Source organism: Solwaraspora sp. WMMD937 (genome assembly GCF_029581175.1).
Classification (GTDB): domain Bacteria; phylum Actinomycetota; class Actinomycetes; order Mycobacteriales; family Micromonosporaceae; genus Micromonospora_E.
The window spans coordinates 4649250-4670924 of the sequence record NZ_CP120738.1 but is presented as its reverse complement, the minus strand read 5'-3'; the positions used below and the strand labels follow the sequence as shown (position 1 = coordinate 4670924).

The window sequence follows — 21675 nt, the reverse complement described above, 5'->3', positions numbered from 1 at the left end:
CACCGGCCCGACCATGGGCCGACGGCACCATCACACCACCACCATCCGCGGGTACGGATGCCGCAGAAAATCATGATGCGAAATGTCCCACCCGTACGCGCCGGCCCGGCCGAACACCACCACGTCACCCACCCGCAGCCGCCCCACCACCTGCCCCCGGCACAGCACATCGCGCGGCGTACACAACTCACCCGCCACATCCACCGCCACCGCCGCCACCTGCGGCCGGGCGAACGGATACGGCCACCGGTCCACCGGCACCACCCCGAACGGATGGTCGTACCCCCACGCCGCCGGCAACCGGAAGTGGTGCGTACCACCCCGCACCACCGCGAACCACCGGCCCTGCGTCCGCTTCAGATCCACCACCTGCGCCACATACCAGCCGGCGTCCGCCACCAGCAGCCGGCCCGGCTCGAACACCAGCCGCACCCCCGACGGCACCGCCAACCCCGCCAACCCGGCCCGCAACGCCGCCACATCGAACCGCCGCCCACCCCGGTAGTCCACCCCGAACCCGCCGCCCACGTTCACATACTCCAACCCCACCCCCCACCGCCGCGCCGCCGCAACCGCCCACCCCACCGCATCCACCACGAACCCCGCATGCGCCACCGCATCCACGTTGTTCGACACCGCGTGCAGACTGAACCCCACCAGCCGCACCCCCGGCAGCGCCGCCGCCACCTGCACCACCGCACCCAGATCGGCCTCGTCGACCCCGAACTGCGTCGCCGCACCCGCCATCCGGTGACTACCCGCCAACCCGCCACCCGGCCGGTTCACCCGCAGCGCCGCCACCGCCGACACCCCCGCCGCCCGCGCCACCAGATCCAGCCGCCGCAACTCCAACACACTCTCCACATTCACCACCGCACCCGCCGCCACCGCCGCCGCCAACTGCCCGTCCGTCTTCGCCGGCCCACCGAACACCAGCTGACCGGCACCCGCCGCCACCGCCGCCGCCAACTCGCCACCCGACGCCACCTCGACCCCGTCCACCGCCGCCGCCAACTCCGCCACCACCGCCGGATGCCCGTTCGCCTTCATCGCGTACAACAGCACCGACCCCGCCGGCAACGCCGCCCGCACCCGCGCCGCCACCGACCGCAACACCGCCCGGTCGTACACGTACGCACACACCGGCTCGTCACCGGCCGCCAACTCCGCCACCACCGCCGCCACCCGCGGCGGCACCACCACACCCGTCACCGCGCCCCCACCGGCGGACCACCATCGAACCCGGCATCACCGACCGGGTTGCGCACCGGCACGTACACGTCCCCGGCACCGGACAACCGCATCCGCACCAACGCCTTGTGCGCCACCATCGGCGCCGTCCACGCCCGATGATCGTCGGCCGCCCACCCCGCGACGACCCCACCAGCCGACCGCAACCCGTCGTACACCTCGTCCACCACCTCCCGCACCACCCGCCACGCCGCCGCCTCGTCGACCCCCCACCCGGACACCAACCCCAGCACCACCTCACCCAGATGCGCCTGCAACGCCGTGTACCCCAACTTCGCCCGCATCACCGCCGCGTCGTCGGTACCCACCACCGAACCCGACGCCAACCCCACCTCGACCCCCGCCCGCGCCAACCGGGGCAACAACAACCGCAGACCCGCGAAGTCCCGCACCACCAACCGGAACGGCACCCCGCCACGGAACGTCGGCAGACAGTTCTGCAGATGCGCCTCCAACGCCACCCCGAACCGGCTCGCCAACCGCAGCAACGGCGGCAACACCACCCGCGCGTACGCCCCCAGGAACCCCAACCCGGCCGCCGCCCCCACCGACCCCCGCACCCCACCGAAATCCGCCACCCGCCGCCCCAACTGCGCCGCCGTCACCAACGCCACCCCCGGCACCGCCACCTCACCCGGCATCAGCCGCCCCGCCAACCCGTCCCGCACGATCACCGACATGTCCCGCCCCGACCCCACCCGCACCGCCGCACCCGCCACCTCCGGCAACAACACCAGCCGCCGCGCCGCCACCTCGTCGGCCGCCACCAACGACGCCAACACCGTCGACAACGCCGGACCGTTACGCACACTCGCCACCGAGATCGTCCGCCGCGTCGACGTCACCTGAATGTCCACCGACATCTTCAGATAGCGCCGCGAACCGTCCCGCCCCGCCGGCAGCAGCACCGTACGCACCGCCGCCGTCGGCACCGCCGGCACCACCCCCGGCAGCAACCGCACCAACCCCCGGTCCAGCAGATCCGCGTACCGCGACGACACCACCGCCCGCTGCCACACATGCACCGGCTGCACCACCCAGCCCGGCGGCGCCACCGGCACCTGCGGATACCAGCGCGCCAACTCCGCCGCCACATCCTCACCCACATGCAGATCCCGGCGCACCGCCACGAACCCGACCCCCGTCGCCGGCGACTCCACATCGTGCGCCACCACATCCGCCACCGACCACCCCAACCGGGTCCGCCCACACGGATGCAGGTTGTGCCCCGCCACCGCCAACCGCTCGGCCCACACCCCCCACCCGTCCGGATCATCCGGACCCCGCGCCGGACCCGGCCGCGCCACCGCCACCGCCAGATTCACCACCGCGTCGGTCAACTCCACCGCCAACGCCCACCCCCGCCGTCGTGCCAGCACCGACACCGGCAACACCGCCAACGGATCCGCCACCGACCCCGCGTCAGCCACGAACCGGTCGAACCCGTGCCACCGGCCCGCGCCCCGCCACGCCCGGCGCACCCCACCCACATCCTCCCGGCACAACGCATCCACCAGCCGGCCACCGACCACCCCCGCCGCCCACGGCACCGCCTCCCGGAACCCCGCCACCAGGTCCGGCGCCACCCGCCCCAACCCGGCCACCGCCGACGCCACCGCCGCGTCCACCCCGACCACACCCAACCCGCAACCACACGACCGGCCACCGGACAGCCCCACCACCGACCCGACGCCGCTCACCACGCACCCGCCAACGGACTCGCCACCCACGCCCACCGCGGCGTCAACGGATCCGACGCCAACCGCATCGACAACACCGCCTTCACCGGCCACCGCCCACCCAGCACCGCCGCCGCCACCGACCCCCGCGCCGCCGCCGGCAACCCCGCCACCACGTCCCGCGCCACCACCGCCACCGCCCGCCACAACACCTGCGGCTCCACCCCGAACTCCCGGGCCAGCACCGCCACCGGCTCACCCAACGCCGTCCCCACCGCCGCCACCGCCGTCACCGCCACCTCCGCCGGATCCTCGGCCACCACATCGCCGTACACCGCCGGCACCGGCACCCCCGCCGCCGCCAGCCGCCGCACATCCAACCGCACCCCACCCACGTCCCGATACCACACCCGCACCAGCCGACCACCGCGCCACACCAGCAGAACGTTCTGCCCGTGCGCCTCCAGCCCCACCCCCCTACCCAGCAGCTCCACCACCGGCCCCAGCACCACCCGCGCCAACCGCGACACGAACGCCACCGGATCACCGCCGTACCCCGCCCGCACCAGACCCGCCACCACCGACGGACCACCCGGCACCCCCACCGGCGCCGCCAACGCCGCCACCGGCATCACCTGCACCCCCGGGCCCACCCGCGGCACCCGACGCCGCACCACCGCCAACGACCGAGACAACCCCCCGTCGACCACCACCGCCCCCGCCGCCACCTCCGGTAACACCCACAACCCCGGCACCCGCCGCGCCAACCGCGCCACCAACGCCGTCACCACCGGACCGTTACGCACCGCCGCCTCCGACACCGTCCGCACCGCACTGGTCATCTGCACATCCACCGCCGTCTTCCACTGCCAGCCCCCGCCTGACGACACCGGCTCCACCGTCCGCAACGACAACAACGGCCGTACCCGCACCACCCGGCCGGTCCGTCGCAACCACCCGTACCCGCCCAGCACATGATCCCGCTGCCACGGATGCACCGGCAGCAGCGGCGGCAACCCCGCACCCGAACTCACCCACCGGTCACCCGGCACCGCCACCAACTCCACCTCCACCACCGGCCGATGCTCCGGCGCGTACGCCAGCACCTCCTCCGTCGACATCCCCACCCGGGTCCGGCACCCCGGATGCACCGGATGCCCGTCCACGACCGCCTGCTCCCAGCCGAGCGCCGACCGGACCAGACCCCCGCCACCACCCGACGCCGCCCGCGCACCCCGCGCCAACGCCAGATTCGCCACACTGTTCGCCAGCTCACCGGCGACCGCCCCACCACCAGTCCACCCCAGCACCGACAACAACTCCGCCGGATCCGCCACCGCCCGGTCACCGGCCGGCCCCACCACCGAGACCCCCAGCCCCGGGCCCGCCGCCGCGAACAACTCCGCCGCCTCCGCCGGGCCCACCACCCGCCGCCCGTCAACCAACCCCAGCACCAGCCGTCCGTCAACCACCCGACGGTCCGTCACCTCCGGCACCGGTTCACGCCCCAACGCACCCCACAACCGTGCCAGCACCGCCGCCCGTGCCCCCGGCACCGCCGCCGACACCGCATCCACCAGCTCCGGCCGGCACCGCCGCACCGCCGCCACCGTCGCCGCCACGTCCGGACACTCCACCGACGACACCGCACCTCCCACGGACCTCGACCTGCGCCACCCACCAGGCAACCGACAAACCACCGGCACGCCTCACCGTCCCCGACGCCGCCGCAGCCACACCCCGCACCAGCCCACCACCAGGAACACCAGCGCGCTGCAGCACAACGCCTTCACCACCATCCCGCCACCCTGCCACACCACCCGCACCCCGTAAGGTGCCCGTGTGCGCATGGCCACCTACAACCTGCTGCACGGGCGCTCACCCCACGACGGGCACGTCGACCCCGACCGGATCACAGCCACCATCGCCGACCTCGACGCCGACATCTGCGCCCTGCAGGAAGTCGACCACGCCCAACCCCGCAGCGGGCACCTCGACCTGACCGCGCTGGCCGCCGCCGCGCTCACCGCCGGCACCCACCGGTTCGCCGCCGCCCTCGTCGGCACCCCCGGCACCACCTACCGGGTGCCCCGTCACGACCACGACGGACACGACGAACCCCGCTACGGGGTCAGCCTGATCAGCCGGTACCCGGCCCGGCACTGGCGGACCGTCCGGCTCGGTTCGGCCCCCGTACCCGCACCGGTCGCCGTCGGTGGCCCCGGCCCCCGGCTGCTGCTCCTACGCGACGAACCACGGGTGTTGCTCGCCGCCGTCCTCGACACCCCGCACGGCCCGGTCACCGTCGCCGCCACCCACCTGTCGTTCGTCCCCGGCTGGAACCTGCGTCAGCTGCGGATCGTCACCCGTGCCCTGCGGGCCATGCCGCCACCGCGGCTCCTCCTCGGCGACCTCAACATGCCGGCCGGGGTGGCCGGCGCGGCCACCGGCTGGCGACCACTGGGCCGGCTGCCCACCTACCCGGCCGCCCGGCCCCGGATCCAACTCGACCACATCCTGCTCGATCCGCGTGACGCGCCGCCCGCGCTGACCGCCGTGACCGCCGCCGCACCGGACGTCCCCGTCTCCGACCACCGCCCACTGACCGTCACCGTCTCGACCGCCACCCGGTAGCGCGCTGGCCCCGCCCGGTCCGGGGCCAGCGCCGTCACCGCCAGTTCAGGCCGGCCCGACGACTTGGCGCAGCGACCGGTTCGACCGGTTGGCCCGCGCCGCCGCCCGCTGCTGGTCGGCCGTCACCTCGATGTAGTTCTGGCTGGCCGTGAGGCTCGCATGGCCCAGCAGCCGCATGATCTCGGCGGCGTTCGCCCCGTCCTCGGCCAACCGGGTGGCGAAGGTGTGTCGCAGCGCGTGCAGCTGCGCACCCCGCGGCACCCGCTCGGTGATCCCGGCCCGCCGGAAACACGACCGCACCAGGTACTGCAGGCCGCCGCGGCGCAGGGCGGCGCCGCGCCGGTCGACCAGCAGCGAACCTCCGGGGCGTACCGACCGGGGGCCGAACCGTCGCCGCCGGCTGGCCAGGTAGCCGTCGACGACGACGTCGACGGCCGCCTCCACCGGGACGGTCCGCAGCCGACCGCCCTTGCCGGCCACCTCGATCCGGCGTTCACCGGGCCGGCCCGCGACCGAACCGACCCGCAGCCCCAGCAGCTCGCCGAGGCGCAGACCGGCGCACAGCGCCAGGGCGACCACCAGCAGGTCACGCTCCGGCCACGGGTCGCGCTGGCGGGGGTCGGTCCGCGCGGCGGCAGCCAGCAGCGTCTCCGGGGTCTCCTCGCCCCGTAGCGGCTTCGGTAGTGGCACCGGGGCCCGGGGGCGGCCCACGGCGGGCATCGGGTTTCCGGCGGCGACGCCATCGGCGACCAGGAAGTTGAACCACGAGTTCCACGTTGACCAGGCCCGGTGCACCGACGCGGGGGATCGGGGGGCCGCGAACCGGGCGAACGCGGCGCGGAGCCGTCGCTGGTCGAGCGCGTCCAGCGGTACGTCGGTCCAGGGCAGGGGAGTCGGTTCGGTGGAGTCGCCGATCAGGCGTAGGACGGCGACGAGGTCGCGGCGGTAGGCGTCCAGGGTGTGCGGGGAGGGTTTGCGGGAGGCGCGGTCGGCGAGGAAGTCCTCGACGAGCCGTACCGCCACCAGATCCACAAATTGGTGCATAAGGTATATTATGCATGCTTTTCGGATCGCCGCCAGAGCCGTCCGAGGGCCGCGGCCGGCAGGGGAGGTCGAACCAAGCGAGCTGAATGGGGGCGTCCCGGCATCCGCTGGAGCCGGTACCGGTCAGGCGACACCTCGGGTGCGAGGCTGAATAGCGGGACGCGTCACCACGGCGCGCCGGTGACGCCCCGCCACCCGCGGGGGTGACGAACGCCCGGAGGGTGTGGGAAGAACGCACCCGATTCCGTCGAGCTCTTTCAGGCCGAACCGAGCCGGCAGTCGCCTTCGTCCGAACCTCTAGTTGACATAATGTATATTATCGACCCAGCTACGAAGAGGTTCTGTGGCCGTGTCCTGCGACGCGGACCCAGGGTTCGTCCCGCACGCCTGCCCGGTGCCGGCGCCCGACGGCGCGTCGACTCACAATCCGCCGGCGACGCGGATCACCGTCCCGGTGGTGTACGACGCCTCGTCGCTGAGCAGCCACGCGACGGCGCCGGCGATCTCCTCGGGTCGGCCCGCCCGGCGCAGCGGCACGGTCGGCGCCACCCGGGCCGGTCGGTCCGGTTCGCCGGACAGGGCGTGGATGTCAGTCCAGACCGTGCCCGGCGCCACGCCGTTGACCCGGATGCCACACGGGCCGAGTTCCTTGGCCAGGCCGACGGTCAACGTGTCGGTGGCGGCCTTGACGGCGGCGTAGTGCACGTACTCGCCGGGACTGCCGAGGGTGGCGGCGGCAGACGACACGTTGACGATGGCGCTGCCGGCGGACATCCGACGGGCGGCCTGCTGGGCGCACAGGACGTAGCCGACGAGGTTGACGTCGACGACCCGGCGCAGGTCGTCGACGGTGAGATCGACGAAGGGGCCGATCCGGCTGGTGACGCCGGCGTTGTTGACCAGTCCGGTGACCGGTCCGAGTTCGGCGGCGGTGTCGAACAGCGCGGTCACGGTGTCGGGGTCGGTGGTGTCGACGGCGACGGTGACGGCGCGGCGGCCGAGCGCCTCGATGTCGTCGCGGACCGCTTCGGCGGCGCCGACGTCGGTCCGGTAGCCGATGACGAGGTCGTGTCCGGCGGCGGCGAGTCGGCGTACGGTCGCGGCTCCGATCCCCCGACTGCCGCCGGTGACCACGGTGACCGGTGTCATCCGGTACTCCTCTCCCCTGCTGTCCGTGTCGGGTCTGGGCCCGCCGGTGACGGTAGCGCGGGTGGTGGGGTCGCGGTCGGCGGTGTCGGCGGCGGCTGATAGGAAGGTCAGCACTCAAACAGGTGTACGGAAAGGGTGTCATGGCTGCCGCGGGTGCTGTTGCGGGTGGGTTGTCGGAAGAGGAGCTGGGGGTGATCCGGGAGGCGGTGTCCGCCGGCCGTAAGCCGAAGGTGATGTTCACCGAGTCGGCGGGGCAGATCGCCGGTCAGGTCGGTCAGGTGGTGGGTCTGGGTGACCCGGCGGTGTCCGACGAGTGGGTGGTGGTGCGGTTCGGTCGTGACGAGTTGCCGTTCTCCCCCGCTGATCTGGTGGTGGCACCGCGGGGCGCGTCGGGTCGGCGGGCGGAGCCGAAACCGGAGCCGGTGGAGCCGGTGGCGGAGCCGGAGTTCAAGTTGGGTGAGCCGCCGGTGGTGCCGGTGGCGCGTCGGGAGGACACGGAGGGGTCCACGGTGGATGCAGGTGCGGAGAAGCCGGTGCGGCGGGCGGCGAAGGCCGCCAAGCCGAAGGCGCCGGCCGGGTTGACGGTGACGTTGGCGTACACCGACGGCGAGTGGACGGTGGCGGCGACGCAGGGGGCGAAGGCGTTGGCGAAGCCGTACGTGGTCCGGCCGGCCGAGGCGTTGAAGATGGTGGCGTTGGTGGACGTGCCGGGTGTCCATGAGGCTGTGGAGCAGATCCTGGCGGCGGAGCGGGCCGAGGCGCAGCGGCAGGCGGAGAAGTTGCGGGCGGAGCTGGCTGAGGTGGAGGCACGGTTGGCGGAGTTGCCGGAGGTCGGTTGACGTCGCCGCGCACCGTCGGTACCCGCCGGACCATCTGCTGTGTCGAGCGGGTACCGACGGTGCGCGGCGGCTTCGCCAGCGACGGGTCGACGTGGCGCGGGTCAGTGGCTGGGCTGGTCGGTGACGCTGACGCGGCGGCGGAAGATCCAGTAGGTCCAGCCCTGGTAGAGCAGGACGACGGGGGTGAGCGCGGCGGCGACCCAGGTCATGATGGTCAGGGTGTAGGGGGTGGACGCGGCGTTGGTGGTGGTGAGGGTGCCGGCGGGGTCGGTGGTGGACGGCAGGACGGTCGGGAACAGGGTGGCGAACAGGGCGGCGACGGCGAGGCCGATGGCGGCGGCGGTGCCGGTGAAGGCCCATCCTTCGCGGCGTACCTGATTGGCGGCCAGCCCGGCGCCGAGGGCGAGCGCCGCGGCGACGGCGAGGGCGACGGCGGTGGGGTTGGCGCGGATGGTGAGGGTCCAGGCGAGGAAGGTGCCGGCGAGGGCGACGGCGGCCAGGCCGGTCCAGCTGGCGACGCGGCGGGCGCGGTGGCGCAGGTCGTCGGTGGTTTTGAGGGCGAGGAAGACGGCGCCGTGGGTGATGAACAACGCGGTGGTGGTGGCGCCGCCGAGCAGGGCGTACGGATTGAGCAGGGTGAGCAGGGTGCCGGTGTATTCGTGGTCGGCGTCCAGTGGTACGCCGGCGACGATGTTGGCGAAGGCGACGCCCCAGAGCGCGGCGGGGATGACGGAGCCGGCGAGGATGGTGTTGTCCCAGCGGGTCCGCCAGTGGGTTTCGGGGCGTTTGTCGCGGTATTCGAGGGCGACGCCGCGCAGGATGAGGGCGATGAGGATGAGCAGCAGCGGTAGGTAGAAGCCGGAGAACAGGGTGGCGTACCACTCGGGGAATGCGGCGAACATGGCGCCGCCCGCGGTGATGAGCCAGACCTCGTTGCCGTCCCAGACGGGTCCGATGGTGCTCAGCGCGGCGCGTCGTTCGGGTTCGGTGCGGCCGATGAGGCGGGCGAGGACGCCGACGCCGAAGTCGAATCCTTCGAGGATGAAGTATCCGGTGAACAGGACGGCGATGAGCCCGAACCAGACGGTGGTGAGTTCCACGAGGGGTCTCCGGTTGGTGGTGTCAGTGGGTGGCGGCGAGGGGCCGGTCGGGGGTGGTGTCGTCGGTGTCGTCCGGTGGTGGCGGGTCGGTGAGGTCGGGTAGTCCGTTTCGGGCGTAGCGGATGAGGAGTTTGACTTCGATGACGGCGAGGGTGGCGTAGATGAGGGTGAAGGCGGTGAAGGAGGTGACGACTTCGGTGAGGGAGACGCTGCGGCTGACGCCGTCGCGGGTGAGCATTTCGCCGAAGACGATCCAGGGTTGGCGGCCCGTTTCGGTGAAGATCCAGCCGAAGGTGTTGGCCAGTAGGGGCAGGACGGGCAGGGTGAGGCTGGCGCGCAGCAGCCAGCGGCTGGTGGGGGTGCGGCCGCGGCGGGTGGCCCAGAGGGCCCAGAGGGCGATGGCGGCGGTGGCGAGGCCGAATCCGATCATGAAGCGGAAGCTCCAGTAGGTGACGGGGATGATCGGGGTGTAGCTGCCGGGGCCGTACTGGGCGGCGTACTGGGCCTGCAGGTCGTTGATGCCCTGGACTTCGCCGGTGGGGTCGCCGGTGGACAGCCAGGACAGCAGGTAGGGGATCTTGATGGTCCAGATTTCGCGGCTGCCGTCGAGGGTGCCGACGGTGACGACGGAGAAGGCCGCGGGGCTTTCGGTGGCGTAGAGGGCTTCGGCGGCGGCCATCTTCATGGGCTGGACCTGGGTCATGATCTTGCCTTGGATGTCGCCGGTGCCGATGACGGCGGCGGTGGCGAGGATGGTGGTCCAGGCGCCGAGTTTGGTGGCGGTGCGCAAGGCGGGGGTGTCGGGGCCGTCGGGGTGGCGGACGAGGTGCCAGAGGGCGACGGCGAGGACGAGGGCGCCGGCGACCATGAAGCAGCCGGCGAGGGTGTGCGGGAACGTGATGAGGGTGACCTTGTTGGTGAGTACGGCGATGAAGTCGGTGAGTTCGGCGCGGCCGGTGTCAGGGTTGATGCGGTAGCCGACGGGGTTCTGCATCCAGGAGTTGGCGGCGAGGATGAACCAGGCGCTGATGATGCTGCCGAACGAGGCGAGCCAGATGGTGGCGAGGTGCAGTGCCTTGGGGAGCCTCCCCCAGCCGAATATCCAGAGTCCGAGGAAGGTGGATTCGAGGAAGAAGGCGAGGAGGGCTTCGATGGCGAGTGGTACGCCGAAGATGTCGCCGACGAAGCGGGAGTAGTCGCTCCAGTTCATGCCGAACTGGAATTCCTGCACGATGCCGGTGACGATGCCCATGGCAAAGTTGATGAGGAAGAGTTTTCCGTAGAACTTGGTGAGTTTGAGGTAGCGGTCGTCGCCGGTGCGGTGCCAGGCGGTCTGCAGGATGGCGACGAGGAGGCTGAGGCCGATGGTGAGTGGGACGAACAGGAAGTGGTAGACGGTGGTGACACCGAACTGCCAGCGGGCTATGTCGAGTGCGTCCACGGCTCCCCCATCTAGATACTACGAGGCGTAGTACATACTACAACCTGTCGTTCTGGCGGCCAGGGTCGGAGGTCCCCTCTCCCCCGGGACGTCGGACCCGGCCGCCGTCACCCCCGCCCGCGCCGGTGTCCCCGCACGGCGGGACCCACCGGCGCGCCCCGCTGTGCGACGATCGACGGTCGATGGACGACACCGCCGCCCTCTCGCCCCGCTGGCGGGCCCCGCTGCTGTGGCGGGCGCTGCAGGTCACCGCCCGGCTGGTCGTCGCGCTGGTCGCCCGGCTACGGGTCAGCGGCGACGTTCCCGGCGAGGTGCGCGACGGCCCGCTGATCCTGGCCGCGAACCACATCAGCCCGTTCGACCCGGTCGTGCTGGCCGCCGCCTGCCGGGTGCGGCGGGTCGCGCCCCGGGTGCTGGCCACCGGCGGGTTGTTCCGGGCGCCGCTGGTCGGCGCGGTGATGCGTTGGGCCGGGCACATCCGGGTGGACCGGCGGACCAGCACGGTCGCCGAGGCGTTGGGGTCGGCCGCGCGTGCGGTTGCCGACGGTTCGGTGGTCCTGGTGTACCCGGAGGGGCGCATCGGGCTGGACCCGCAGATGTGGCCCGAGCGCGGCAAGACCGGCACCGCCCGGCTCGCGTTGGCCAGCGGCGCGGTGGTGGTGCCGGTGGCGCAGTGGGGGGCGCACGCGGTGCTGCCGTGGGCGGCACCCCGCGGCCTGGGCCGGGCGGTGCTGCGGTCGATGCTGCGTCGTCCGGTGGTCACGGTCCGGTTCGGGCCGCCGGTGGACCTGTCCGGGATCGACCCGGCCCGCCCGGGTGCCGCGCAGCGGGCGACGGTGCGGATCGTGGACGCGATCACCGACACCCTGTCCGGGTTGCGGCCCGACGAGCCGGCGATGCCCCGGCATGTCGACCCGACCCGGCCGGTGGACCTGAGCCGGCGGCACCGGCGCGGCCGGGGTGACGTGGTGCCGGACGGGGCGACCGCCGACGTGCTGGCCGACGACGACGCCGACCAGGCCGACCCGGCGCCGGACGCGACCTGACGCGACCGGGTGTGAGCGCCCCCGCGCCGGCTCAGGGTGCCGGTCGTTGCCGCAGGTAGGCGAGGACGGCTTCGCGGGTGGTGCGGACCCCGAGGGCGGCGCGGGCCTGGGCGATGCGCCGGTTCGCGGTTCGCAGCGACAGGAACTCGGCCGCCGCGGCGGCGGCGATGGTCTCGCCGTTGGCGAGCCGTTCCAGCAGGGCCCGCTGCTCGGGTATGAGGGTGTCAGTGGCCGCCGCGGCCGGTGGTTCGGCCTCGGCGTGGCGCAGCACCGGCCCGAGGCGGGACAGGTCGTCGAGCAGGGCGCGGCCGAGGTCACCGGCCGGGTCGCAGATGGCGACGACGGCGGCGCCCCGGGCGGCGGCGAGGACCACCAGGGCGACGGTGTCGGTGTCCGGGACCCGGCCGTACAGGGCGAGCCCTCCGGTGGTCAGGTCCCAGGTGGGGTCGGTGACGGCGAACCCCTCCCGGGTGGTCCAGCCGTCGCGGGCCAGCCGGCGCAGCACCGTGGTGGCGTCGGGGGCGCTGTCGAGGACGTAGCGCGGCGGGTCGCTCATCGGTCGGGCTCCATCGCCAGGGCCGCAGCCTCGGTGCGGGTACGGGCACCGAGTTTACGCATCCCGGCACGGACGTGGGTTTCCACGGTCTCGGTGGAGATGCCGAGCTGGTTGGCGATTCGGCGGGTCGGTTCGCCGCGGGCGACCAGCCGCAGCACGTCGCGTTCCCGCACGGTGAGCAGGTCGCCACTGCGGGGGCCGCGTTCGTCGCGGCGTACCGCGTGCCGGCGCAGGGCGCGGCGGACCCGGCCGAGCAGGACGACCAGTCCGGCGTGCTCGGCGAGGGACTCGGCGGCGAGCAGGGCGGGTACGGCCCCAGCGGGGTCGGGTTCGTGCAGGCCGTGGGCGAGCAGACAGCGGACCTGCTCGCGGACGGCGACGTCGCGCCAGGTGTCGGCGGCGTGGGCGAACTGCCGTGGGTCGCCGGCGGTCCACGCGGTGACGGTGGCGGCGGCCGGCGCCGGCAGCGCCGCCGCCGGGATGCTGTCCGCAGGGGTGGCGGGTCCGGCACCGTCGCGGGCGGCCCAGTGGGCGGTGATCCGCCGCAGCCCGTCGACCAGGGGCGGTACGGGGACGTGGGGCGCCCCGGTGGCGGCCTGGTCCGGTTGGCCGTCGAGCCAGGCGGCTTCCCTGGCCACCCAGTCCAGCACGGCGGTGGTGGTGTTCGGGATGCCGGGGGCACCGGTGAGCCGGGCGCGGGCCGGGGCGAGCAGGCCGCCGTCGGCTTCGAGTAGGCCGGCGGCGGCGACGGCGTAGTCGCGGGCGGCGGCCGGCAGGGTGCGGTCGGTCAGGTCGACGGCGGCGCGCAGCAGGTCGTCGCCGACCGCCGGTGGCAGCCCGGCATCGTCTCTGGGCGGGGGGCCGACGGCTGGACCGGTGCCGTCGGCGGTCGGGCTCGGCGGCGGGCCGGTCGGGTCGCCGCGCAGGGCGAGGCACCACAGCCGGGCGGCGGTGAACCGGACCTGCCAGCTGTAGGCGAGGTCGGCGGCGCAGGCGGTGGCGGCCGCCACCGCGGCCTGCGCGGCCTCGGTGAGCCGTCCGTCGCCGGCGAGGGTCTGCACCAGATGCCAGGCGGTCCAGCGGGCGGTGAGCAGGTCGCCGGCGGCGCCGGCGACCGCTGCGGTGCCGGCGAGGGCGTACTCCCAGCCGGGGTGGCGGCCGGCGGCGGCGGTGGCGGCGAGGGCGGCGCGCAGCCCCAGGTGGGCCGGTTCGGGTCCGTGCCGGCGGGTGATCGTGGTGGCGCGGGCGTCCGCGGAGGTGGGGTCGGTGGCCAGGTCGGCGAGCAGCAGGACCCGGTCGCGGGCGGCGACCACCGGTGGTGGGGCGTCGTCGGGCACCGGCGCGGCGGCGGCGCGGGCGGCGGTCGGGTCGCCGGCCTGCAGCAGCGCCTCGGCGCGCAGCACGGCGGTGTCCGGGGTGGGCAGGGCGGTGCCGGTGAGCAGGTCGGCGGCGCGGCGGGGCCGCCCGGCGGTCAGCGCGGCCGAAGCGGCGGCGCGGCGGACCGGTTCGGTGGCGTCGGGTTGTGCGCTGGCGAACAGCAGCAACTCGGCGCGGGCACCGCCGGTGGTGGCGGTGTCGGCGGCGGTGACCGCCCGCTGGTAGGCGGCGGTGGTGTCGCCGGCGGCGGCGAGGTGCCGGGCGGCGGCCAGCGGGTCGGTGACGAGGTCGGCGAGGCGGCGGTGCAGGGCTCGGCGGGCCGGGTCGTCGAGCAGACCGGCGGCGACGGCGGCCTGGTACGGCGAGGTCGGGGTGACCAGTCCGTCGTCGCCGGTGTGGACCAGGTCGGCGGCGGTGAGTGCGGTGACGCCGTCGCCGAGCAGACTCGCCGGGGCACCGTGGCCGAGCAGGCCGAGGGCGGCCAGGGCGGTGCGGGCGGGGCGGGTGAGGGTGGCCAGTGCGGCGGCGACGGCGTAGCCGACCTGGTCCAGTTCGGCACCGCCCGGGGTGCCGCCGACGGTGGGTGGGGTGCCGGTGCGGGCGGCGTGGCGGGCCAGTGCGGTGGCGGCGAGCGGGTTGCCGCCGGCGTGGCGGGCCACCGCGGCGACGGTAGCCGGGTCGAGCACGGGTGCGGTGCGGCGGATCAGGTCGGCGACGGTGTCCTGGTCGGGTGCCGGCACCGTCAGCCAGAGGCCGGTGTCGCCGCGCAGCGGCTCGAGGGCTGTGCCGGGCAGCTGGTGCGGGGTGCGCAGGGCGACGACGACCCGGCAGTGCCGGGCGATGCCGGGCAGGGCGGCGACGGTCGCCGGGTCGGCCCACTGCAGGTCGTCGAGGACGAGCAGGCCGTGGCGGACCCGGGAGCGGACGGCTTCGGCGAGCAGCGCGGTGTCGTGGCCGGGCAGCCGTACCCGCAGGGCGTGGCTGAGGGGGAACGCCGGGACGTGGCCGAGGGCGGCGAGGCCGCCGCCGGTGTGGACGGGCCCGGTGGTGGCGGCGGCGACGCGGCGCAGCAGGGTGCTGCGTCCGCAGCCGGGTGGCCCGGTCAGTATGACGATCCCGGGACGGGTCAGCCGTTGCGTGGCGGCTGCCACGGCGTCGGCGACGGTCCCGGTGGGGACGCTGTCGCCGGCGGTGGTGCCGTCGGGTCGGGTGCGGGCGGGGTGTCCGCCGGCTGGGTGCCGCACTTGTCCTCCTCCCCCCGCTACGGCTCGTGGCCCCGCCGGGCGAGGTTGGCACGAACATGGGATCCTGCGCCGGTGAGGATATTCGTACGGTGGATGCCGGTGGTGGGCGCACCACCGCGTGCCGTGCTGTCGGGAGGACGACCAGCAAGATGAGTGTGTGCCGCCGTCGGATGCCCGTCGTCGCCGTTGACCGGGCGGCGGGGGGTCGGCTGTGAACGCCGGCCCGTTGAGTGGCCGGGTCGCCGCGTTGTGCGACGAGGTGGGTCCCCGGGTGAGCGCGGCCGCCGGCGGTGAGGTGCTGCGGGTGCGGCGGCGGCTGGACGAGCCGCTGCGGGTGGCGATCGCCGGCCGGTTGAAGGCCGGCAAGTCGACGCTGGTGAACGCGTTGATCGGGCGGCGGGTGGCGCCGACCGAGGTGGGTGAGTGCACCCGGGTGGTGACCCAGTTCCGGTACGGCACGGCCGACCGGGTGGACGTGGTACGCCGGGACGGCGCCCGGGTGAGCCTGCCGCTGGACGCGACGGGGGTGATTCCGCAGCGGCTGGGGGTGCCGCGGGCGCAGGTCGCGTTCGTCGACGTCACGTTGACCAGTGACCGGCTGCGGGGGTTGACGGTGATCGACACGCCGGGGTTGTCGTCGACCAGTGCCGGGGTGAGTGAGTCGGCGCGGCGGTTCCTGTTCGCCGGGGCGGGCGCGCCGGCCGGCTCCGGGGGCGGCGGCCCGGTCGTCGACGACACGGCGCCGTTCGACGCCGGTATCGACGACGACTCGGTCGGCGCGGTGTCCGGGGCCGAGGCGATCGTGTACGTGTTCACCCAGGCGGTACGCGACGACGACGTGCGGGCGTTGGAGGCGTTCCGGTCGGTGTCGGCGTGGCTGTCGAGCAGTCCGATCAACTCGGTGGGCCTGTTCAACAAGGTCGACAAGTTGGTGGCCGGTGGGGCGGATCCGTGGCCGGTGGCGGCGCCGCTGTCGGCCGACCAGACCCGGGTGCTGCGGCGGGTGGTGTCCGATGTGGTGCCGATGGTGGGGCTGTTGGCGGAGACGACCGAGGCGGGCCGGTTGACGGCGGCCGACTGTGAGGCGCTGCGGGCGTTGGCCGGGTTGCCGGCGGCGCAGCGGGCGGTGCTGCTGGCGTCGGTGGACCTGTTCGTGTCTCGGGAGGCTCCGGTGCCGCGTCAGCAGCGTGAGCGGCTGCTGGCGTTGCTGGACCTGTACGGGGTGGGGTTCGCGGTGGCGCAGCTGCAGGCGTCGCCGCAGTTGGCGTCGGGGGACCTGGTACGGGCGTTGTACGCGGCGTCGGGGTTCGCGCGGCTGCGGCACACGTTGGACGAGGCGTTCCGGTGGCGTACCGACGCGATCAAGGCCGGGTGGGCGTTGTCGTGTCTGGAGAAGGTGGCCAGCCACACGGCGCATCCGGGTGACCGGGAGTTGTTGCGGGACGCGGTGGAGCGGCTGCTGCACCAGCCGGAGTACCACCGGCTGCGGCTGTTGGAGGTGGCGCAGCAGGTGACGACCGGCGCGGTGGAGCTGCCGGAGCCGATGGAGCGGGAGTTGACCCGGTTGGCGTTGTCGGCGGATCCGCGCTGGGTGCTGGAGTTGCCGGCGGCGTCGGCGCAGGAGTTGTCGGCGGCGGCGGTGGAGGCGGCGACCCGGTGGCGGGTGTTCGCGGTCGCCGGGGCGTCGCCGGCGCAGTCGCGGGTGGCGTTGGTCGCCCACCGTGGGTTTCATCTGCTGTCGCAGCAGGCGCGGGCGGTGTCGCGGTGAGCGGCGGCCCGGCGGCGTTGGGTGCGCTGCTGTCCGGGGCGGTCGACACGTGTCTCGGGTTCGTCCGCACCATCGACGCGGAGGCGGCGGCGGAGATCGACGCGCAGCGGCGTCGGGAGGTGACCCGGCCGTCGGTGGTGGTCGTCGGTGAGACGAAGCGGGGCAAGAGTTCGCTGGTGAACGCGTTGATCGGGGTGACAGGTTTGTCGCCGGTGGACGCGGCGGTGGCGACGTCGGCGTACCTGGAGTTCGGTCATGGGGCGACGACGTCGGCGCAGGCGTTCGCGCCGGGCCGCGACGAGCCGGTGCCGGTGCCGGTGGACCGGTTGGCGGACTGGGCGACGGTGGCGGCGGCGCTGCCGGACGGGATGCGCCCGCCGCGACGGATCGCGGTGACCTGTCCGGCGCCGCTGCTGCAGTATCTGACGCTGGTGGACACCCCGGGTGCCGGCGGGTTGGATCCGGCGCACACCGAGATCGCGTTGGACGCGGTGTCGCGGGCGGCGGCCCTGCTGTTCGTGGTGGACGCGTCGACGCCGTTGACCCGGCCGGAGCTGGACTTTCTCATCGAGGCGAGCAAACGGGTCGACGTGGTGGTGTTCGCGTTGACGAAGGTCGACGCCTATCCGGGGTGGCGGACGATCCTGGCTGACAACCGGGCGCAGTTGCAGGCGCACGCGCCGAGGTTCGCGTCGGCCGCCTGGTTCCCGGTGTCGGCGCGGCTGGCCGAGTTGGCGTTGACGCTGCCGGCGGAGGCCGCCGGTGAGCTGGTCGGTGAGTCGCGGGTGGCGCCGCTGCAGCACGCGTTGGTGGGGTTGGCCGGCAACGGGCATCTGCTGGCCCAGGCGAACGTGCTGCGGACGGTGCGCAGTGAACTGGTCCGGCTGGATCTGGCCGCCGGTGAGCGGGTCGCCGCGTGTGACCCGGATCCGGCGGAGGTGGAGCGGGTGAAACGGGACCGGGCCGGGTTGGCGGCGCGGAAACGGACCGAGGCGCGGCAGTGGTCGTTGGCGTTGAACACGGAGACGCAGCGGGCCCGGGTGGAGGCGACGGGCCGGCTGCGGACCGCGGTCGGCGGCTTGCAGGAGCAGTTCCTGACCCGGATCGACGCGGCCCGCGGGGAGGCGTTGAAAGCGCTGCCGGCCGAGGTGGACCGGGCGTTGCACGCGTTGTCGCTGCAGCTGTCGTACGACCTGCGGTTCCGGTTCCACAAGGTCGCCGAGCGGACGTTGGCGCAGGTGTTCGCGCCGGCCGAGCTGCAGTTCGTGCTGCAGCGGATCAACGGCACGTTGCGGCACGCGTTGGCGACCCGGCCGCGGCGCGACGGCGGCGGCGGTGACAACGTGATGGTGGCGTTGTCGGCCGGCGGGATGGCGTTCATGGCCGGCCGGGGGGTCGCGGCGGGCGCGTCGGCGTTGGGTGCCGGCGCGCTGGTCGGCGGTGGGCTGCTGATCCCGGTCGCCGGGCTCGGTCTGGGGTTGGCCGCCGGCGCGTTCATCCTGTTCCGGCGGCGGGTCGCCAACGACCGGCAGCAGGCCCGGGTGTGGCTGCGGGAGGTGCTCGGCGAGGCGCGGGCGGCGTTGACCGACGAGTTGGCGCAGCGGTTCACCGACCTGCAGTACGCGTTGACGGTGGCGTTGGACGACGCCGTGGAGCGGCGGTTGGCGCAGTTGGACGCGCACATCGCCGACATCGACGCGGCGTTGGCGCGGGACAAGGCGGACCGGGCCCGGCGGCGGTCGGCGGCGCAGGCCCGCCGCGACGCCGTCCGGGCGCGGGTGAAGCAGGTCGACGAGGTGCTGGCCCGGGCCCGGGTGTTGACCCCGACAGCGGAGGCGGTGCCGCGATGACCAGCGAGTTCGGTGACTGGACCGGGGATGATCCGACCGGTGACGACGCCGACACTGCCGACCTGGGTGGTCCGGCCGACGACGGGTCGGGCGGCCCGGCCGTGGAGGGGTTCGGCGCCGCCGACCCGGTGGAGGGGTTCGGGGCGGCCGACCCGCCGGCCGGCGACGACCTGACCGGCGACATCGCCGACGGCAAGTACGGCGACGGCGGGTACGGCGGGGGTGACGCGGTGCCGGCGCTGGGCTACGGCGATGACCTGTCCGGCGCGGACCCGGCGGAGCCGGTGGACGCCGGGTTCGGGGCGGAGCCGGCGGCCGAGCAGGGGTTCGGGGCGGCGGACCCGCCGCCCGGGGTCGACCCGGACGTGCCGGCGGGGGCCGACGGGTGGCCGGAGGCAGAGTTCCCGCCGCTACTGGACCCGGCGGGGGTGCCTACGCCGGTCGACGGCTGGCCGTGGGCGGACCCGCAACTGCTCGGCGACGGCGGCCCGGTCGGCGCTGTGTCGCCGCACGTCGGCCAGGTCGACCCGGTCGACCTGGCCGGCTACGCGGGGGTGGACGCCGTCGGCGGTGACCTGTGGGCGGTGTTGCTGGGCAGCGACGACCCGGCGACCAGCGCGCTGGCCCGGTTCTGGTCCTCCGGAAGCTGACCAGGCGGGATCAGGGTGTCGCCCGGCCCGGTAGCTGCCCGGTTGGCCGGCGGGCGGGGTCAGCCTGTCGCGGCCGGCGGCACGGCGCAGGCGGCGGTACCGCCGGGCAGCCGGTGCCGGTTGTCGGCGATCCACCGGTACACCGGCCAGGCCAGGGCGGTGACCGGGCGCAGCCCGAGGACGGCCCCGGCGGCCCGCCACAGCGGGTTGCTGGTGCGCAGCAGCGCGGCGATCGCCGCCGGGCCGGCGGCGGAGCGGCTCTTGTCGGCCGGCACCCATTGCACGGCGGTCACCGCCTGGTCACGGGTCAGGCCCAGCGCGGCCAGGTCGGTCCACTGCCACGGCACGACGGTGGCATCGTTGGGCACCCGACGTTCGATGAACCGGACACACATGGTGCAGAACGCGCAGTCGCCGTCGTAGACGAAGGTGCCTGAGGGTGCGCTGGCGTCACTCATACGATCATTGTCCCGCGTCGGCGCCAGCCGGTGCCACCGGATGTGTCCGATCCGGTGGCACCGGCGGCGGCCACGTCGACCGCCAGCGCGGCGGGGCATCTGTCCTATGCAGGGTCGGTGGTCAAAGGCGAGCAGGAACTTGGTCACGGGATCGCCGGCGTCCTAACGAGTCGTTGACCGACAAGATGGGCTGGCGGACCGGATGAGCAGGTGCCTGTCCGACGCAGCCGCAGCCTCGACCACGACAGCCACCGATCATCGGTACGGCGGCCCACGACCACCGACGTCGGGTCCGATCGCGGGTCGACGTCTGCGGCGAACGCCCCCAACCGGCGGGGTAGCGCGAGATCAATTTATCGGATTGGAGGTCTATTCACAGGCGATCCTGTAGAAATGCAGCCCGATGGCACAGGAGATCGTTTCTGTGAAGGTCGCGAGCGGTCTGCGGTAGTCGGTGTGCAGGATTCTCCAGGTCTTCAGGTTCGCGATGACCTGTTCGACGACCCAGCGGATCTTGTTGACCTGCCTGTTGTATTCCTTCTGCCACTCTGTGAGCTCGCCGCCCTTGGGCTTCTTGTACGGAGTGATCATGCCGTTGCCGACGTATCCTTTGTCGCCGATCCAGTCTCCAGGGTTCAGGCTGGCGAGAACACCGGTGTCGTTGATCGCGTACGAGTCGTGGTGGTTGCCGGTGACAGGATCGGAGACCCAGGCGAGCGCGCCGTCGAGGGTGCAGGCGACCTGGACGCTCATGCCCGTGGTCTTGTGCTTGCCAGAGTACAGACAGCGGTCCGTGCGCCATGACCAGCAGGGGAACAGAGTGCCGTCGACGATGTACTGGACGGTCGGGTCGAGCTCGTCGGCGGTCGGCGCGAACCCCGCCAGCACGCGGTCGAGGACCGGGGTGATGCCGGCGACCGCCCGGGAGATCGTCGACTGGGAGACACCGTGCGCCTCGGCGATCTCCGCTTGGACGCGGTTGCGCCGCATGTAGGTCAACGTGACCACGAGGGCGCGGTAGAGGCCGAGGATCGGTGGCCACGGTTCCATGCCCAGGTTCCGGCATTCGGTGCGGACCAGCACGCAGAGGTCGCGGATCTGATCGGTCGTGAAGCCGGTGGTATGATACATGTTCGGCGGTCCGCTTTTCTTTGGTTGTTGTGTGGTAACTCCATCCTATGGGAGGGCGGGCCGTCTCGTTTATCGGGGGGGTCCACTGTGGGCTATCGGGGCCCTGCTGAATAAGCCTCTCTGTCGATCAAATCCAAAAAATCTCAGTTTAATAGCTCTCTCGCTGCCATGAAATGGCCTGGAAGATTCTGACGCAGCTATCCCAGCTAGTAAGTGCCCGTGGTTCAGGTGCCGCAAGAAATGCTCTCGAGGAACGAAAGGATGAGCCCGTGGGGAAGTCAATGGGACGCTCCATGTCGTTGGCGGCGATAGCTGCCGCCGTCGCAGTCGTCGGTGCCATGCTGCCGGCGGCCCCCGCTCAAGCGATTGGGAACAACAGGGAAGTCAGCCGTAGCTGCGGAACGAACTGGGTGGCGAGCGGGCGCTACAGCAGCACCTTCGCCTGGGCGGAAACGTCA

17 protein-coding genes and 1 pseudogene are annotated in these 21675 nt (G+C 73.5%); 6 read left to right on the top strand and 12 right to left on the bottom strand.

Annotation, left to right across the window (positions count from 1 at the left end; translation table 11 throughout):
- Nucleotides 1-30 precede the first annotated feature (30 nt).
- The 4 genes from O7621_RS20770 to O7621_RS20755 form a co-directional block, all read right to left on the bottom strand.
- Nucleotides 31-1212 (bottom strand): alanine racemase, encoded by a 1182-nt coding sequence (locus O7621_RS20770; protein WP_282230790.1) that lies wholly within the window; start codon nt 1210-1212, stop codon nt 31-33.
- Nucleotides 1209-2951 carry an IucA/IucC family protein gene (locus tag O7621_RS20765; protein WP_282230789.1) on the bottom strand — a complete coding sequence of 581 codons (1743 nt, stop codon included), beginning with the start codon at nt 2949-2951 and terminating at the stop codon, nt 1209-1211. Before O7621_RS20765 ends, O7621_RS20770 begins: the two co-directional genes overlap by 4 nt.
- Nucleotides 2948-4576: an IucA/IucC family protein gene (locus O7621_RS20760; protein WP_282230788.1), complete on the bottom strand. Its 1629-nt coding sequence runs from the start codon at nt 4574-4576 to the stop codon at nt 2948-2950. Before O7621_RS20760 ends, O7621_RS20765 begins: the two co-directional genes overlap by 4 nt.
- Nucleotides 4577-4639: 63 nt before the next feature.
- Nucleotides 4640-4780, bottom strand: a complete 141-nt coding sequence (locus O7621_RS20755) for a hypothetical protein (protein ID WP_281554927.1) — start codon at nt 4778-4780, stop codon at nt 4640-4642.
- Here O7621_RS20755 and O7621_RS20750 point away from each other — a divergent pair.
- Nucleotides 4773-5564, top strand: coding sequence for an endonuclease/exonuclease/phosphatase family protein (locus tag O7621_RS20750; protein WP_282230787.1), 792 nt, complete (start codon nt 4773-4775; stop codon nt 5562-5564). The genes O7621_RS20755 and O7621_RS20750 overlap by 8 nt on opposite strands.
- A 45-nt stretch (nt 5565-5609) precedes the next feature.
- Here the strand turns inward: O7621_RS20750 and O7621_RS20745 are convergent, their stop codons facing one another.
- Entirely contained in the window at nt 5610-6608 is a 999-nt protein-coding gene (locus O7621_RS20745) for a tyrosine-type recombinase/integrase (protein ID WP_282230786.1), read from the bottom strand.
- A 420-nt stretch (nt 6609-7028) separates the two neighbouring features.
- Nucleotides 7029-7757 carry an SDR family oxidoreductase gene (locus O7621_RS20740; RefSeq protein WP_282230785.1) on the bottom strand — a complete coding sequence of 243 codons (729 nt, stop codon included), beginning with the start codon at nt 7755-7757 and terminating at the stop codon, nt 7029-7031.
- Between the two features lie 140 nt (nt 7758-7897).
- Here O7621_RS20740 and O7621_RS20735 point away from each other — a divergent pair, with 140 nt between their 5' ends.
- Nucleotides 7898-8596, top strand: coding sequence for a hypothetical protein (locus tag O7621_RS20735; protein ID WP_282230784.1), 699 nt, complete (start codon nt 7898-7900; stop codon nt 8594-8596).
- 101 nt (nt 8597-8697) lie between these two features.
- Here the strand turns inward: O7621_RS20735 and cydB are convergent, their stop codons facing one another.
- Nucleotides 8698-9696, bottom strand: a complete 999-nt coding sequence (gene cydB / locus O7621_RS20730) for a cytochrome d ubiquinol oxidase subunit II (RefSeq protein ID WP_282230783.1) — start codon at nt 9694-9696, stop codon at nt 8698-8700.
- Between the two features lie 22 nt (nt 9697-9718).
- Nucleotides 9719-11137 carry a cytochrome ubiquinol oxidase subunit I gene (locus O7621_RS20725; RefSeq protein WP_282230782.1) on the bottom strand — a complete coding sequence of 473 codons (1419 nt, stop codon included), beginning with the start codon at nt 11135-11137 and terminating at the stop codon, nt 9719-9721.
- Nucleotides 11138-11319: 182 nt separating this feature from the next.
- On the opposite strand from O7621_RS20725, the pseudogene O7621_RS20720 reads away from it, so the two are divergent.
- A pseudogene (locus O7621_RS20720) lies at nt 11320-12093 on the top strand (lysophospholipid acyltransferase family protein); the annotation flags it as partial.
- Between the two features lie 121 nt (nt 12094-12214).
- Here the strand turns inward: O7621_RS20720 and O7621_RS20715 are convergent.
- Nucleotides 12215-12739: a LuxR family transcriptional regulator gene (locus tag O7621_RS20715; protein WP_282230780.1), complete on the bottom strand. Its 525-nt coding sequence runs from the start codon at nt 12737-12739 to the stop codon at nt 12215-12217.
- Nucleotides 12736-15360 (bottom strand): LuxR C-terminal-related transcriptional regulator, encoded by a 2625-nt coding sequence (locus O7621_RS20710; RefSeq protein WP_282230779.1) that lies wholly within the window; start codon nt 15358-15360, stop codon nt 12736-12738. Before O7621_RS20710 ends, O7621_RS20715 begins: the two co-directional genes overlap by 4 nt.
- 211 nt (nt 15361-15571) lie before the next feature.
- Between O7621_RS20710 and O7621_RS20705 the strand changes: the two genes are divergently transcribed.
- Genes O7621_RS20705 through O7621_RS20695 form a run of 3 tightly spaced genes read left to right on the top strand, consistent with a single transcriptional unit; the run spans nt 15572 to nt 19628 of the window.
- Nucleotides 15572-17128: a dynamin family protein gene (locus O7621_RS20705; protein ID WP_282230778.1), complete on the top strand. Its 1557-nt coding sequence runs from the start codon at nt 15572-15574 to the stop codon at nt 17126-17128.
- On the top strand, nt 17125-18978 hold the full coding sequence (locus O7621_RS20700; protein WP_282230777.1) for a dynamin family protein: 1854 nt from the start codon (nt 17125-17127) through the stop codon (nt 18976-18978). Before O7621_RS20705 ends, O7621_RS20700 begins: the two co-directional genes overlap by 4 nt.
- Nucleotides 18975-19628, top strand: coding sequence for a hypothetical protein (locus tag O7621_RS20695; protein WP_282230776.1), 654 nt, complete (start codon nt 18975-18977; stop codon nt 19626-19628). The genes O7621_RS20700 and O7621_RS20695 overlap by 4 nt, the downstream gene beginning before the upstream one ends.
- Before the next feature lie 59 nt (nt 19629-19687).
- Here the strand turns inward: O7621_RS20695 and O7621_RS20690 are convergent, their stop codons facing one another.
- On the bottom strand, nt 19688-20086 hold the full coding sequence (locus O7621_RS20690; protein WP_282230775.1) for a DCC1-like thiol-disulfide oxidoreductase family protein: 399 nt from the start codon (nt 20084-20086) through the stop codon (nt 19688-19690).
- Nucleotides 20087-20455: 369 nt separating this feature from the next.
- On the bottom strand, nt 20456-21217 hold the full coding sequence (locus tag O7621_RS20685; RefSeq protein ID WP_282230774.1) for a transposase family protein: 762 nt from the start codon (nt 21215-21217) through the stop codon (nt 20456-20458).
- Between the last annotated feature and the right edge of the window lie 458 nt (nt 21218-21675).

Excerpts from the sequence above, each read along its gene's own strand:
- O7621_RS20735 (WP_282230784.1), top strand. The coding sequence starts at position 7,898 with ATGGCTGCCGCGGGTGCTGTTGCGGGTGGGTTGTCGGAAGAGGAGCTG.
- O7621_RS20740 (WP_282230785.1), bottom strand. The coding sequence starts at position 7,757 with ATGACACCGGTCACCGTGGTCACCGGCGGCAGTCGGGGGATCGGAGCC.
- O7621_RS20755 (WP_281554927.1), bottom strand. The coding sequence starts at position 4,780 with ATGCGCACACGGGCACCTTACGGGGTGCGGGTGGTGTGGCAGGGTGGC.
- O7621_RS20690 (WP_282230775.1), bottom strand. The coding sequence starts at position 20,086 with ATGAGTGACGCCAGCGCACCCTCAGGCACCTTCGTCTACGACGGCGAC.
- O7621_RS20715 (WP_282230780.1), bottom strand. The coding sequence starts at position 12,739 with ATGAGCGACCCGCCGCGCTACGTCCTCGACAGCGCCCCCGACGCCACC.
- O7621_RS20685 (WP_282230774.1), bottom strand. The coding sequence starts at position 21,217 with ATGTATCATACCACCGGCTTCACGACCGATCAGATCCGCGACCTCTGC.
- O7621_RS20695 (WP_282230776.1), top strand. The coding sequence starts at position 18,975 with ATGACCAGCGAGTTCGGTGACTGGACCGGGGATGATCCGACCGGTGAC.
- O7621_RS20745 (WP_282230786.1), bottom strand. The coding sequence starts at position 6,608 with ATGCACCAATTTGTGGATCTGGTGGCGGTACGGCTCGTCGAGGACTTC.